This window comes from Rhodococcus sp. EPR-157 (assembly GCF_001647195.1).
Lineage (GTDB): Bacteria > Actinomycetota > Actinomycetes > Mycobacteriales > Mycobacteriaceae > Rhodococcoides.
In genome coordinates, this window is sequence record NZ_LVCV01000136.1 from 1 (window position 1) to 16566 (window position 16566).

Here is a 16566-nt window from a genome sequence, read left to right on the forward strand (position 1 = left end):
CCGCTCTGACGGTCGCTCTGCTTCGTCTGCGCCACGACAGCGGCACTATGCAGACCTACACCCCGATCGAGCTCGAAGGCCACGGCCGCGAGGGCGAAATCATCTCGGTGCCGGGACTTCCCGACGTCGACCTCGCACGTACCGTCGGCTGGTTCACGACACTGTTCCCTGTGGTGGTCGACCCCGGCACACCGAAGCAGGGTGAATCTGTCGCCACCCCTGCCTATCTCGCCCGCGCGGTCAAGGCCGTGAAGGAACAACTCCGTGCGGTGCCGGACAAAGGACTGTCCTGGGGCGCGCTGCGCTACCTCGCGGACTCGGCCGTCTCCGATCGTCTGGCAGCGGCTCCCTTACCGCAGGTGCTGTTCAACTACCTCGGCCGATTCGACGCACCGACCGGCGACACCTGGACGCCTGCTGCCGATATCGGAATGCTCGGCGAGGAACGCGACCCGAACATGCGCCTGCCGCGGGCCCTCGAAGTCAATGCGGTGACGTCGGATTCTTCGGACGGGCCGGCACTGTCGGCAACATTTTCGTGGCCCGCTGGCGTGCTCGACGACGCCGTGATCGACACACTCGTCGGGTACTGGTCGCAGACGCTGTCCGCGTTGGCGCGCATCGCCGACCTGGGTGGACGTACACCCTCCGACTTCCCGGAAGTGGCGTTGACGCAGCATGAGATCGACGGATTCGATACTGACAGTGGGGGATTGCTCGTCGACATTCTGCCGCTCACACCGTTGCAGGAGGGGCTCTACTTCCATTCGACGTTCGACGACAGCTCACGCAGCTCCTACGTCGAACAGCAGATCATCGAGATCGATGGACAGATCGACACGGTGGCACTACACCGTGCTGCCGATACTCTGATGGAGCGTCATCCGAACCTCGGGGCAGGCTTCTTCGGCCTCGGCGACGGCCGCGTGGTGTCGGTTCTGACAGCTGGGGCGCCGGTGGAATGGACCGAGGTCCACGCTGCTTCGGGCGAACACGTCACCCGGCTCGCCGAACGAGAACGTCGCCGCGGGTTCGATCTGGACGCGCCTCCTCTGATGCGGTACCTGGTGATCTCCGTCGGTCACCGCACGGTCGTCGTGCAGACGGTGCACCACATCGTCGCCGACGGATGGTCCGTGCCGCTGATGCTGAGCGAGCTGAAGTCGTTGTACGAGAGGGAAACTCTCGACGAACCCGCGCCGTACCGCAAGTACGTATCGTGGCTCGCGTCGCGAGAGGAGAATGCGGCCCACCACGCGTGGACGAGATCGATCGGGAGTGTCGAAGACGGCCCGATCGTGGTCGGCGAAGTTCTCGGAACGGAAGCCGATCGAGACACCGTCGACAATCACGGTGAAGTGTCGGTCTCGGTATCGAGCACGGAATATGCGCGGCTGCAGTCCTTCTCCCGCGACGCGGGCCTCACTCTCGGCACTGTCGTGCACGCTGCATGGGCGATTCTGCTCGGGCGACTACTGGGCCGCACCGACGTCGTGTTCGGCTCGACTGTCTCGGGCCGCGCAGGCGATCTCGACGGCATCGAGTCGATGATCGGGCTCTTCGTCAACACCGTTCCGGTCCGGATGTCCTGGACTGCGGATACCGACGTGCGTAGCGCCCTCACTGTGCATCAACGGGAGCAGTCCGAGCTGCTCGAACACCACCACCTCGGACTAGGACAGGTCCAGCGACTGGCTGGCGTATCGGCGCTCTTCGACACTCTCGTGGTGTTCGAGACACAGCTCGATCTGAGCGCGTTCGAGGGTTCGTCGCTGCCGATTTCTGCGGTGAAGACCGTAGAGGCCCCGCATTACCCCCTGACGCTGTTGGTGAGTCCCGGTGCCGACCTGACGTTCCGCCTGCTGTTCGACGTGGACCGCGTGACCCGCGCGGAAGCGGAGGCAGTGGTCGATCGGCTGACAGTTGTGCTGACCGCGTTGGTCGACTCGCTCGACGTGCCGGTCGAGTCGATCGAGATTCTCAGGCCGAACGAGCGCGAGTCCGTGCTGACTCGTGTGCCCGGTGCCTCCATGGAACCGAACACCATCGCAGACATGTTCGCGCGCAATGCAGCCCGACATCCCGACGCCGTGGCCGTTCGCTTCACGGGCTACGGTTCGGGTGTCTGCGATCAGCTGACCTACGCCGAGCTCGATCGCGACTCGACGCGACTTGCGCGAGTACTCGTGGAGGACGGCGTCGGCGTCGAATCGCTCGTCGGGCTTGCGTTGGAACGCTCGACGCTGATGATCACGGCGATCCTGGCAGTGATCAAAGCCGGTGGCGCGTACGTTCCGCTCGACACACACCACCCGAGTGACCGGCTGGCGTACATCGCCGGTGACGCGGCGCCGGTCTGCGTGTTGACGACGTCGAACCTCGCAGCGTCGATCGGCGACGTCACGGCCGGTCGAGTACTGGTTCTCGACGCCGACGAACGCATCGCGGACCAGTCCACCGAACCTCTTCCGGTGAACGTGGGATGGAACAACACCGCGTACGTGATCTACACCTCCGGTTCGACCGGCAAGCCCAAGGGCGTACTCGTTCCGCATCGTTCCGTGCTCGAATTGATGGCCAACACCGCGAGCGTTTTCGATTTCGGGCCATCCGACGTGTGGACGATGTTCCACTCCTTCGCATTCGATTTCTCGGTGTGGGAGTTGTGGGGCCCGCTGCTGCACGGTGGCACTCTCGTGATCGTGGATCGCGATGTCGCCAGGTCCCCCGAGCACTTCCTGCAGTTGCTGCGCACCGAACGCGTGACCGTGCTCAACCAGACCCCATCGGCGTTCTACCCGTTGATCGAAGCGGACAGGGACAACCCGGGCGATGACTCGTTGCGGTACATAGTTTTCGGAGGTGAGGCGCTCGATCTCCGGCGTCTCTCGCGCTGGTACGACCGCCACCCGGAGTCGCCGACGCTGGTCAACATGTACGGCATCACCGAAACGACCGTGCACGTGAGTCATCTGACACTCGACGCCGACCACCTCGGTGACGTCTCGACCATCGGCGCAGCCATCGACGGTTTGCACATGTATGTTCTCGACGCGTTCCTCCGCCCCACCGCGCCAGGCTTCGCAGGGGAAATCTACGTCAGCGGAGCGCAATTGGCGCGTGGCTATCTCGGACGTGTCGACCTCACGGCGACCCGCTTCGTGGCGAACCCGTACTCGCCGGGGGAGCGGCTCTACCGGACAGGTGACCTGGGGCGATGGAACAAGTACGGAGTACTGGAATTCGTCGGCCGAGCAGACGACCAGGTCAAGATCCGTGGCTACCGCATCGAGCTCGGTGAGATACAGGCCGCGATCCTTGCCGCCCCCGGGGTCCGTGACGCAACCGTGCTCGTGCGCGAGGATGTGCCGGGGGTGAGGAGGCTCGTCGGCTATGTCGTCGGTGGTGATGGCGCAACCCTCCGGCAGCGATTGGCAGAAACACTGCCGGACTACATGATTCCGTCGGCATTCGTTGCGCTCGACGCGATACCGTTGACGGTCAACGGAAAACTCGACAGCAAGGCACTGCCTGCACCGAACCTCGACGCTCCTGCGGTCTCGGCGGCAGGCAGGCACGAGGAAGTGCTTGCTGCCCTGTTCTCGGAGATTCTCGGAGTGACGAATGTCGGTGCCGACAGCGATTTCTTCACGCTCGGTGGCGACAGCATCATCGCCATCACCTTGGTGAATCGTGCGCGCAAGGAGGGAATTCGCTTCACCCCACGCGACGTGTTCGCCGACCGAACCCCGCGCGCGTTGGCATCTCATGTCCCCGACGCAGTGTCGGTGCAGGAAGTCTCGTCGGGTGTCGGCAGCGTGCACGCCCTGCCGATCGTCCATCGACTCCGCGAACTCGGTGGCCCGATCGATCGCTTCAACCAGTCGATGCTCGTGCAGGTACCGGCCGGTGACGCAGCCGATTTCGAGGCCGCCGTGGCCGCGGTCGTCACCCGGCACGACGCCCTGCGCATGCAGCTGACGCGTACTCACCCGGGGTCGGTGTGGTCGCTCACGATCGACGAGCCGGGCGATCACCCGACCGCCGACATCTTCACCGTGGTCCCCGGTATCGACGCCATTGCCGAGGAATCGGACGCTGCTGCAGATCGCCTCGACCCGTCACGTGGGCGGATGCTTCAGGTCGTGTGGTTCGACGCGGGTGATCGCCCCGGCCGATTGCTGGTCGTGGCTCATCATCTCGTTGTCGACGGTGTGTCGTGGCAGATTCTTCTCGGCGATCTTCGACAGGCATTCGAGCAGGCACGTTCGGGGCAACCGATCGGACTCGACGCCGTTTCGACGTCGGTCAAGGAGTTCGCAGCCGAGACGGTACTGCACGCTATCGACAAGGTCGGCGAGCTCGCACTGTGGTCCAACATTCTCGCGCCCGGCGGCATGCTCGTCGACGATGTCGCCGCGGCGATCCGGCCGCTGTGCGACACGCGTGTTCACCGAATCACGCTGCCGCAGAATCTGACCGATACAATTCTGACCACCACCCCGGCAGCGCTGCGCGCGGGCGTGACCGACGTACTCGTCGCGGCACTGCAGACGGCGATCGGGAGGTGGCGAACGCAGCCCAGCGAGCTCTTGATCGACCTCGAGCGCCACGGCCGTGAATCGCTGAACGAGCGCATCGACCTGTCGAGGACCGTCGGGTGGTTCACCGCGATCGCGCCGATTCGACTGTCGTCGCACACCGACCCGATCGCAGCCCTGAACGAGATCGGAGGCGTCGTTCGATCGATTCCGAACGGCGGCATCGGTTTCGGAATGCTCCGATACCTGGATCCGTCGACGTCGTCAGTGCTGTCCGAGTTCCAGGCTCCGCAAGTTCTGTTCAACTACATGGGGCGGACGGCGCAGGGCGTCGGCGACTGGGCCACCGCACCGGAGACGCTTCGTACCGACCCGCATCCGGAGCAGTGCACCCCGTACGTCCTCGAGGTGAATGCGGAATGCCTGGCCACCGACGGCGGAACGGAACTGGTCGCCACGTTCACCTACACCGACGATCTCGGGCAGAACGCCACGGCCGAGATCGCCGAGCTCTGGGCAACTGCTCTATCCGAGCTGGTCGAGTTCTCTCGGATCGACGCAGCGCTGACGGGTATCGATCGAGCGGGCATCGAGCGGGTGGCGTCCCTGTCCGAGTCGTCGGTCGCGCACATCTGGCCGCTGTCTCCACTCCAGCAAGGTCTGTATTTCCAAGCGCAGTACGCGGGCAAGGAGGACGTCTACACCGCGCAGAATATCCTGCGATTCAGCCGCCCGCTCGACGTCGACCGCCTCGAACGTGCCTTGGCTGCAGTTCTTCTCCGGCACCCTGCCGCTGCCGCCGGCTTCACCGGTGAGGGACTCGATGCGCCCGTGCAGTTCGTTCCGGCCCTGCCGACGGCAGCAGTGCGCGTCGTCGAGCCGGAACACTCGGACGATTCGGTGGATATCGTGATCGAGGACGATCGGATCAACGGATTCGATCTGGAGTCTCCACCACTGATTCGTCTCACCGTCATCCGTGGTGCGAACGGTTGCGACACACTGCTGTTCACCTACCACCTGCTTCTGTGGGACGGATGGTCACGAGAGATCGTCCTGTCGGACTTCTTCGCCCTGTACGAGTCCGAATCGGCTGCTTCGATTCCTCGCACCGCAGGTTTCGACGACTACCTGGTCTGGCTGGATCGGCAGGACGCTGTCGAAGCACAGCGATTCTGGGAGAGCGAACTTCGCGGAATCGTCGAACCCACATTGGTTGCAGGTGCATCCGACACCGCCGTCGGCGCCTCTCCGGTGCGCCCGGCGCTGCTGCACCGAACACTGCCTGCGGCACTGTCTTGCGATCTCGTCGAACGTGCCCGGATCAGCGGTGTCACGTTGAACTCGCTGCTCACCGTCGCGTTGGCGTCGGTGCTCGGCTACGTCACGGGCTCGGACGACGTCGTACTCGGAACAACCGTGTCCGGGCGCCCTACCGACATCGACGGGGTGGAGAACGTCGTCGGTGTCTTCCTCAACACCGTTCCGGTCCGAGTTCGCCCTGGCCCCAGCATCACGATTCTGGATTGCGCGCAGGCCGTACAGGCGCACCGCGTCAGCGCGATGCCGTACGAACATCTCGGCCTCGGTGAGATCCAGCGCGTCAGCGGCCATGCGCGCCTGTTCGACTCGCTGTTCGTCCTGCAGAACTTCCTGGACGACGACACGTTCACCGACTTCGAGACTCGACACCACATCACCGACGTCGAGGCGTCGGACTCGACCCACTACCCGTTCACCTGGGTTGTCACGCCGGGGGCCGCTCTCCGCGTGAAGCTCGAATTCCGACCCGATCTCGTCGGGGAGAACGTCGCTCTGGGGTTGCTCGACAGGTTCGAGGCGGTACTGAGCGCTGTCGCGGACGACATCTCCCGTCCGATGTCCTCGTTGCCGCTGGAATTGCCGTGGGAGGCCGGCCACCGTCGCAGCGTCGTAGCGAGGAACACGGCAGGCGTCGGACAGGATTCCATCGCCGACCTCCTGGCGGCGCAGGCCGACCGAACGCCCGATGCCACCGCACTCGTGTTCGGCCCTGCACGAATGACGTTCGCGGAGTTCGACTCCGAGGTGACACGGCTTGCTCGAGTCCTGTTGGACCGTGGCTGCGGGGCCGAGCACGTCGTCGCGCTCGCGCTCTCGCGTTCCATCGATTCCGTCGTCGCGCTCTTCGCGGTGTTGCGCGCCGGCGCCGCGTACTTGCCTCTCGAACTCGACTACCCGGACGACAGGTTGCTCGGCATTCTGGCCGACGCTGCGCCGTCGTTGCTGGTCACCACCGAGGCGACCCGGGTGCGTCTCGGGAAGACTGTGCCCTCCCTGGTTCTCGACGCACCCGAGACGATCGAACTCCGGGCAGGGCAGAGCACCCGGCGGCCGTCGGACTTCGAGCTCGGGAGTTTCGCGCAGACGGCACCGGGACGGCTCGAGCACGCCGCCTACGTCATCTACACCTCTGGCTCGACCGGCAAGCCCAAGGGTGTTGTCACGCCGTACCGCGGACTGACGAACATGCAGGTCAATCACCAACGCGAGATCTTCGACCCGGTGGTCGACAGCGTTCGACGTACCCAGAACCGTGACATCCTGCGCATCGCTCACACGGTGTCGTTCTCGTTCGACATGTCCTGGGAAGAACTTCTGTGGCTCGTAGAGGGGCACGAGGTACACATCTGCGACGAGGAGTTGCGCCGCGATGCGACCGCGCTCGTGTCGTACTGCAACACGCACGACATCGACGTCGTGAACGTGACGCCGACCTACGCACACCACCTGATCGACGAAGGTCTGTTGGACGGAGATCATCGCCCGGCGCTCGTTCTGCTCGGCGGAGAGTCGGTGTCGGACTCGGTCTGGCGGTCCCTGCGCGGCGCCGACGGAGTGCTCGGCTACAACCTCTACGGGCCGACCGAGTACACGATCAACACCCTCGGTGGCGGCACAGCGGACAGCGCTGTCCCCACCGTCGGACAGCCGATCCTGAATACTGCTGCACGTGTGCTGGATTCGTGGTTGCGTCCTGTTCCCGACGGCGTAGTCGGTGAGCTGTACATAGCGGGTGCAGGTCTAGGGCGCGGATATCTGAACCGATTCGCCACCACGGCCGAGCGATTCGTCGCCGACCCGTTCTCGGAGAACTCGGAGCGGATGTACCGCACCGGAGACCTCGTGCGTCGAGGTGTCGACGGTCGGTTCGAGTTCCTCGGCCGCACCGACGACCAGGTCAAGATTCGTGGCTACCGAGTCGAGACCGGTGAGATCGAAAGTGCGATCGCCGCGGTGGACGGCGTCGCCCACGCCGCAGTGGTGGCACACAGCGACCCGAGCACGCCCGGCGCACAACGGTTGGCAGCGTACGTACTGCCGAGGCCGGGTCGGAACGACGAGTCGTTCTTGCCCGCCATCCGTGAGGCGTTGGTCGGCACGCTCCCCGACTACATGGTGCCGGCGCTGTATGCATCGGTGGAGTCGCTTCCGCTCACGGTCAACGGAAAGCTCGACGTCCGCGCGCTCCCTGAGGCCGTGCCGCTGGCGTCGTCCAGCCGTGACGCCGACACCGAGCTCGAAATCCGTCTGTGCCAGCTGTTCGCCGACGTGCTCGGCGTCGACGCAGTGGGGCCCGAGGACGACTTCTTCGCTCTCGGTGGGCACTCCATGCTCGCAATCAGACTCATCGGGCAGATTCGTGGCGGATTCGCAGTGACACTGTCGATCCGCACTCTGTTCGAACTCCGCACGCCGGCTCACATCGCGACGCGGCTCGACGCCACCGAACCAGACTCCGACGGCGCCGTGCTCGAGGCTCGGCCGTCGAGCGAACCGACACCGCTGTCGGCTGCGCAGGAACGACTGTGGCTCGTCGACAGGCTCGCCGACGGATCGAGCGCCTACACCTATCCGCTGGTCGTTCGACTCCGGGGAAGTCTCGACCGGAACGCGTTGGCGCAGGCCCTGAACGACGTCGCAGACCGCCACAAGGTACTGCGCAGTGTGGTCGACAGCAGTGTGGTCGACAGCAGTGCTGTCGAGGGCCGCAGCGGCGAGCCTCGGCAGCGGGTGGTGGCGGCCGAGGTTCCGCTCACCACGCGAGCTGTCATGGAATCGGTTCTTGCGCAGGCGGTTCGGGAGGAAGTGGACCGTCCCTTCGACCTGTCGCGGGAAATACCCTTCCGCGCTGCACTCCTCGAAATCTCCGAGCAGGACCGAGTGCTGGCCATCGTGCTGCATCACATGGCGACCGACGAGTGGTCCGACCGGCCGTTCTTCGATGATCTCGACGCCGCATACCAGGCACGATTGGCTGGCCGCGCTCCCTCGTGGGCGCCTCTCGCCGTGCAGTATTCCGACTACGCTCGGTGGCAGCGCGAGATTCTTGCTGCCGACGGCGGCCGTCAACGTCGGTACTGGATGTCGACCCTCGACGGAATTCCGACGCAGACGGCCCTGCCGCTCGACCGTGAGCGGACATCGGTGAGGACGGCGTCGGCGAAGCAGGTGCGGACCGTCGTGGATCAGCAGGTCGCCGAGGCGCTACGCGACCTCGCTGCCGCACACGGTGCAAGTCTGTTCATGGTGCTGCACGCAGCAGTTGCCGCGTTGCTGCACCGCCTCGGTGCCGGAGACGATGTCGTGGTCGGCTCTCCCATCTCCGGCCGCAACGACGTCGCCCTGGACAATCTGGTCGGGTTCTTCGTCAACACCCTGGTTCTTCGATCGGATCTCGGCGGGGATCCGACGTTCGGGGAACTGGTGGACCGCACCCGCGCGGTGGACCTCGATGCGTTCGAACACCAGGAACTTCCGTTCCAGCACGTGGTCGAGGCGCTGAACCCCGAGCGAGCAGCAGGACTCAACCCGTTGTTCCAGGTGGTCGTCGGCTACCACAACAGGTCCGACGCCGATCGGACCGTGCTCGGGCTGGAGACGCACTGGCTCGACGGAAGCAATGCCGCAGCGAAGTTCGACCTGCACTTCTCATTCGTCGACATCACCGACAGCGATCTCCTGCTGAGCCTCGAGTACGCAACCGATCTGTTCGACGACGACACCGCCGATGCCTTGGCTCAGCGGATTCAGCAGATCCTCGGCGCAGTGGTCGCGGACCCGAGAACTCGGTTGTCGGCGCTGCCCGTGCAGTTGAGCACAGTCGATCCAGTGATCACGAACGCGCAGCCGCTCGTGGTCGAGGGAACTCTGGTGACTCGCTTCGGCACTTCCGCCCTGGCATACCCGGACAGCACGGCCGTCGTCGACGGCGACCGTCGATGGAGCTACCGCGAACTGGACGCCGAATCCGACGTGCTCGCACGCCGTCTCGTCGCACATGGAGTTGCCCTCGAGGATCGAGTTGCTATCGCGCTGCCACGCTCCGGGGAGCAGATCCTCGCGATGCTCGCCGTCGTCAAGGCCGGTGGCGTCTACACCCCGTTGGATGTGCAGTACCCGGCGTCGCGCCTCGAGTACATCCTGGCCGACAGCGGGGCGGTCGCGGCCATCGTGTCGTCCGAATCGGCTGCTGTGCTCGGCGATACGACAGTTCCGACAATCTCGATCGATGAGAAGGACTCGATCGACGCAGGACTGCCGAGCGTCACGCCGGAGCAGGCTGCGTATGTCATCTACACCTCGGGATCGACGGGCAACCCCAAGGGCGTCGTCATCTCGCACCGCAACGTGCTTGCGCTGTTCGAGGCCTCGTCACAGAGCTTCGAGTTCGACGATGCCGACGTGTGGACCATGTTCCACTCGTTCGCGTTCGACTTCTCCGTGTGGGAGATTTGGGGGCCGTTGCTGCACGGCGCTGCGCTTGTGGTCGTCGACCACGACACCAGTCGGTCACCGTCGGCGATGGCCGAACTGCTGGAACGCGAAAAGGTCACGGTTCTCAGCCAGACGCCGTCGGCGTTCTATCAGCTCATCGACACCGCTCTCGCTGCCGCCTCGCTCCGCTACGTGGTGTTCGGCGGAGAGGCGCTGGACGTGCGTCGATTGCGGCGCTGGTTCGACCGTGTTTCATCAGACGGCGTCCCAATAGGTCCGACGCTCGTCAACATGTACGGCATCACCGAGACGTGCGTGCACGTCAGCTTCCAGGAAGTCGACGCCGACACAGCCGAACATGGTCAGGGAAGCATCATCGGCACCGCACTTCCGGGTCTCGACGTCCAGGTGTTGGACCAGTATCTGAATCCGGTTCCACGTGGTGTCGTCGGTGAAATGTACGTGTCCGGAGCGCAACTCGCGCGTGGATACCTCGGCCGGCGCGCGCTGAGCTCGACTCGTTTCGTGGCCGATCCCACCCGTGAAGGGAGACGTCTGTACCGAAGCGGCGACCTCGCGCGGTGGGTGCGCGTCGATTCCGACGGCCCACTCGTCCTCGACTACATCGGACGCGCCGACGATCAGGTCAAGCTGCGCGGGTTCCGTATCGAACTGGGCGAGATCGACTCTGCGATTCTCGATGTCGACGGTGTCCAGCACACGGCCGTGCTGCTACGGGACGACCGACTCGTCGCGTATGTCGTCGGAGATGCAGATATGCGAGTCGTGGAAAGCACTGTGAAGCAGACGCTTCCATCGCATATGGTGCCGTCGGCGTTCGTCGAGCTCGATGCTCTGCCGCTGACCACCAATGGCAAACTCGACCGGCGGGCATTGCCTGCAGTGGATTTCGGTTCCCTCGTCACGAAGTCGGAGCCGATCACCGACACCGAGGCGGAGCTTGCGGGGTTGTTCGCGAGCGTTCTCGGACTGGAACGCGTCGGGGCCGAGGACAGTTTCTTCCACCTCGGCGGTCACTCGCTGCTGGCGATGCAGATCCTGTCCGGAGTCTCCGCGCGATGGGGGGTCGAACTGCAGATGCGGGCGCTGTTCGATCATCCGTCGGTGCGCGAACTCGCGGCTGCCGTCGATGCCGGCCCACGTGTGGTGTCCGCCGGTTCGATCAGCGATGTGGTCCGCCCCGAAGTCCTTCCGCTGTCCTACGCGCAGCATCGGATGTGGGCGATGTACCGCGTCGACGGTCCGTCCGAAACCTACAACGTTCCCCTGGCATGGGAATTGGACGGCGAGATCGACTCTGCTGCTTTGGTGGCAGCGGTCGACGATGTCGTCCGCCGACACGAGGCGTTGCGGACGATGTACCCGGACTTCGATGGAGAGGCCTACGCGTCGATCGTCGGCGCGGCCGAGATCTCCGGCGTCTCGGTGACGGCGACGACCGAGGATGTACGCCGATACCTCGACGAGGCGGCACGGTACCGCTTCGAATTGGATTCCGAACTGCCGATTCGTGGTCATCTCGTCGCCGACGCATCGAGGACGGTGTTGCTGCTGGTGGTGCATCACATCGCGATCGACGAATGGTCGGTGAAGACGGTGGCCGACGATCTGGCCTTCGCATACACGGCGCGAATCGGTGGACTGGAGCCCGCGTGGGCCGCCGATGCCCCGCAATATCAGGACTATGCGTTGTGGCAGCGGGCTCGTCTAGGGTCCGACCGCGAACCCGGCAGCCAGGCCTTCGTCGAACGAGAGTACTGGACAGCAGCTTTGGCGGATCTGCCCGTCGAAATGGCACTGCCCACCGACCGGTCGCGTCCCGAGACCCCCAGTGGGAGAGGCGGAATCGTCGAGTTCGCACTCGACGAGTCGACCGTGAAGGGTTTGCGATCGACCGCGTCGGATGCAGGCGTCACGATGTTCGTCCTCGCGCACGCACTCGTCACGACGCTGATGGTCAAGGTCGGCGCAGGCGAGGACATCGTTCTCGGGACTCCCATCTCGGGCAGGTCCGAGAACGAGCTGTCCTCGACAGTCGGACTGTTCCTCAACTCGCTCGTCCTGCGGGTCGACGCGTCGGGCGATCCCACGTTCACCGAGCTACTCGGACGTGCGCGGGAGAGCGATCTCGCGGCCTTCGCACACCAGGAGCTGCCGTTCGACCGTGTCGTCGATGCTGTCGATCCCGAGCGTACGAGGGCGCGGCATCCGCTGTTCCAAACGATGCTCGTCTACATCGCAGGCGATACCTCGGACGCGTTCTCGCTGCCGGACGCACGCGTCACGGCGGTGCCGATGGGAACCGGGGCGTCGAAGTTCGACCTCGGCATCAACCTCGTCGACCGTGGCGCGACCATCGACTGCGAGATCGAGTTCGCACGTGATCTGTTCGACCAGAGCACTGTCGAGACTCTTGCTCGTCGATTCTCGGCTGTCGTCGACGCTGTGGCCGAGGACAGGTCGCGAAAGATCAGTGCGATCGACGTTCTCGGTGACGAGGAACGGACGCTGATTCTCGACACGTTCAACGACACCGCCGAGCCCGAGACCCATGACACGGTTCCCGCACTGTTAGTGCGTGCCGCCGACGCGACACCCGACGCGCTGGCGCTGGTGTCCGGTGGCACTCGGATGAGCTATGCGGAATTGTCCGAGAAGGTGTACGAACTGGCGAATCACCTGCGCTGCAGGGGAATCGGTTCCGAGGACATCGTCGCGGTGTCGCTCCCGCGATCGGCAGAGATGGTGGTGGCCGTACTGGCGATCATGGTCGCGGGTGGAGCGTTCGTACCACTCGATCCGTCGTGGCCGGACGAGCGCAGGAATTCGGTGCTCACCGAAGCCGGCGTGCGTCTGACGGTGACGAAGAATCCGGCGACCGAATCGGATGTGCACGTCGATCTCTCGCGCTGGGCGTATGACCAAGAATGCTCGACGCCTCCGTCGGTGAATCTTCGTGGAACGTCGCTGGCCTACGTGATCTTCACGTCCGGATCCACCGGCAAGCCGAAGGGCGCGATGATTCGCCATGAGGCGATCTGCTCTCGGTTGACGTGGCAGCGCGACCGGATTCTCGGCTTCGGCGCGGGGGACGCGTCGCTGTTCAAGGCGCCGTTGGCGTTCGACATCTCCGTCAACGAGATCCTGTTGCCGTTGGTGTCCGGTGGCGCAGTGGTCGTCGCCGAGCCGGATGGTGAGCGAGACGCGTTGTATCTGTTGGATCTGATCGAGCGCGAACACGTCACGTTCGTGTACCTCGTGTCGTCCATGCTCAGTGTGCTGCTCGAGCTTGCCGAGGGTACGGAACGCTTGGCCGAGCTGCGTCACGTGTGGTGTGGCGGTGAGGTTCTGACGCCGACGTTGTTCGAGAGGTTCCGCCGTCAGCTCGGCACGACGATGTATCACGGCTACGGCCCGGCCGAGGCGACGATCGGTGTGTCGCATGTGATCTACCGGAGCAACGCGGACCGAGTCAGCACGTCGATCGGTCGTCCCAATCCGAATACGAGGTTGTTCGTGTTGGACGATCGCCTTCAGCCCGTTCCGGTGGGCGTTCCCGGTGAGCTCTACGCCGGCGGATTCCTGCTCGGCCGTGGGTACGTCAACGCCCCTGCCCTGACCGCCGGTCGCTTCGTGGCGGATCCGTTCGGGAGTGGGGATCGGATCTACCGGACGGGCGATCTCGCACGGTGGACCACCGACGGCAGTCTGGACTTCATGGGCCGCGCCGACAACCAGGTGAAGATTCGTGGCATGCGTCTCGAACTCGAGGACGTGGAAGTTGCTCTGGCGTCGCATCCTGCGGTTCGGCAGAGCGCAGTCCTCGCGCTCGAGAATGCGAGCGGCGGGAAGTATCTGGCCGGCTACGTGCGACTGACGCCAGGCGAGAGCGCCACAGTGGACGAACTCCTCGCGTGGGCGGGAGCGAAGCTGCCGGAATACATGGTGCCGAGTGCCGTGGTGGTGCTGGGTGAGTTCCCGGTGACAGCCAACGGCAAGCTCGATCGACGCAAGCTCCCTGAGCCGGAGTTCGCCACAGCATCCGAAGGCAGCAGGCAACCGAGCACTCCCGAACAGGTCGCCGTGTGCGAGGCGTTCCGTAGCGTTCTCGGTGTCGATGACGTCGGAATCGACGACGATTTCTTCGCGCTCGGCGGGGACAGTATCTCGGTCATCCGCCTTGTCTCGGCGCTCCGCGCGCATGGCATGACCGTCGGGCCGCGGCAGTTGTTCGCACACCGAACTCCGGAATCGATTGCGGCGCTGAGTCGACCGACACGCGAGACTGCGCGGATGTCATCGGGGGGCTCGATCCCATTGACGCCTGCGCTGCACTGGATGGTCGAGGAGGCTGTTCGTGTCGAGACTTTCGGCTCCCCAATGCTTCTCGTCGTACCGGCGCAGGTGAGCGTCGACTCGTTGGAGCGGGCGTTGTCGGCGGTCGTCGGTACACACGAAATGCTGCGCTCGACCTTGGTTCGCGGCGAGGTGGTTCGTGGTGAGGTGGTTCGTGGCGAGGGCAACTCGTTCGTCGAGATCTCGGAGCACGCTGCGGTGTCCGTCCGAAGAGTCGATGCGGCCGGTGCCGAGGACCTCGAACAGATGATTCGGGCCGAAGCAGAGAAGGCCAACACCGAACTGGATCCGTACCGCGGCGACATCGTTCGCGCGGTGTGGTTCGACCGGGGCGCCGAGGATGGCCGTCTGCTCTTGATCGTTCACCACATGGCCGTCGATGGGATGTCGTGGCGCGTGATCACCGAGGACCTCGAGCAAGCTCACGATCGCGGTGAAATTTCGACGGTTCCTTCCACCGGTTACGCGGAATGGGCGCGCGGGCTCGCTGCGGCAGTGAAGGATCCGTCGGTGATCGCCGATCTCCCGCACTGGTTCGAGGTCACCGAGACCGTCCCGACGGTGCGAACCCCGCGCACGGCATCGGAGTCCGGTGCGAGGGCTCGAGCGTCGGCAACGTGGACGGTGGAAGACACGGCGGCGCTGGTGGAACGTGCACCGACGCATCTCGGTGCCGGAACGGCCGACGTGCTCGTCGCTGCGTTGGCCGCGGCCGTCGGTCGGTGGAGCGGCGTAGGTCCGAATGACCACGTGGCGGTTTCACTCCAAGGGCATGGGCGTCATTCCGACGTAGTGCCGGGCGCGGATGTGACGCGCACGGTCGGCTGGTTCGCCGAGGACTACCCGGTGTCGCTGGGCGTCACCGTCGAGCGGGCGTTGGAGGACATTCGCGCGATTCCGCGCGAGGGTGCGACGTTCGGACTGCTGAAGTACCTGTCCGGGGCGGCGGGACGAGCTCTCGGCCAGCGGAACGTCCCGGAAATCTTCTTCAACTACCACGGAACCTACGGGGAACCGGATGTGCGCCACTGGCAGATGGATTCGGCGTACGGACGCGTGTTCGCGGACTGGGAGGTCGATCGCCTCGACGGCGTCCTGGCTGCGGTCGAGGCACGGATCGTCGCGTCGGAGGTCGGCAACATTCTCGAGGTGAGTGTCTCCTCGCGTCCGTTCGGGATTTCACAGGCCGCGGCAGAGGAACTGCTGCAGGAGTGGCTCGATGTCCTGGCCGAATTGGTGTCCCCGTTGTGACAACGACTGCGAGATGTGGTTAGCCTATGCTTGCTCCGGGTCAGCATTCGAGTATTTCGCCACGACCGACGACGGTCGCGGCCGAACAGAAAGAAGACACAATGAAGTCTTGGGTTCGAGGACGACGCCTCGCGGCGATGGCGGTTGTCGCCATGACGAGTGTCGCGCTCGTTGCGTGCAGTTCCTCCGACGACGGATCGGACACCGCGTCGACGTCGGGCTCCTCGGTATCGAGCGACGGCGCGTTCCCTGTCACGATCGAGCATGCGTGGGGGAGCACGACGGTGGAGTCGGCACCCGAGCGCATCGTCACCGTCGGCTACAACGACGAGCAGGCACTGCTCGCGCTGGGTATCAAGCCTGTCGGCATGGTCAACCAGTACCCGGGTGAGCCCGACGTGAACCGGACCTGGCCGTGGGTGACCGAAGCGTGGGACGGCTACGAGCCCACCGTCGTCGGATCCAACCCCGAGGAAACGCTCAGCGTCGAGAAGATCGCCGAGCTGAAGCCCGACCTGATTCTCGCGCTGTACTCGAGTATCGACGAACGCCTCTACGAGCAGCTCTCGGAGATCGCCCCGACCGTTGCCAAGAGTGCCGATTACGGCGACTACGCAACTCCGTGGCAGATCACCACCGA

The 16566-nt window shown here is 64.7% G+C and carries 2 protein-coding genes; both read left to right on the plus strand.

Features of this window, described 5'->3' with window-relative positions:
• The first annotated feature begins 47 nt into the window (after positions 1–47).
• Positions 48–15926 (plus strand): non-ribosomal peptide synthetase, encoded by a 15879-nt coding sequence (locus tag A2J03_RS05475; RefSeq protein ID WP_231912381.1) that lies wholly within the window; start codon positions 48–50, stop codon positions 15924–15926.
• 101 nt (positions 15927–16027) lie between these two features.
• Positions 16028–16566 (plus strand): ABC transporter substrate-binding protein (locus A2J03_RS05480; protein ID WP_156520216.1); only part of this gene is annotated, 539 nt, incomplete at its 3' end.

Excerpts from the sequence above, each read along its gene's own strand:
- A2J03_RS05475 (WP_231912381.1), top strand. The coding sequence starts at position 48 with ATGCAGACCTACACCCCGATCGAGCTCGAAGGCCACGGCCGCGAGGGC.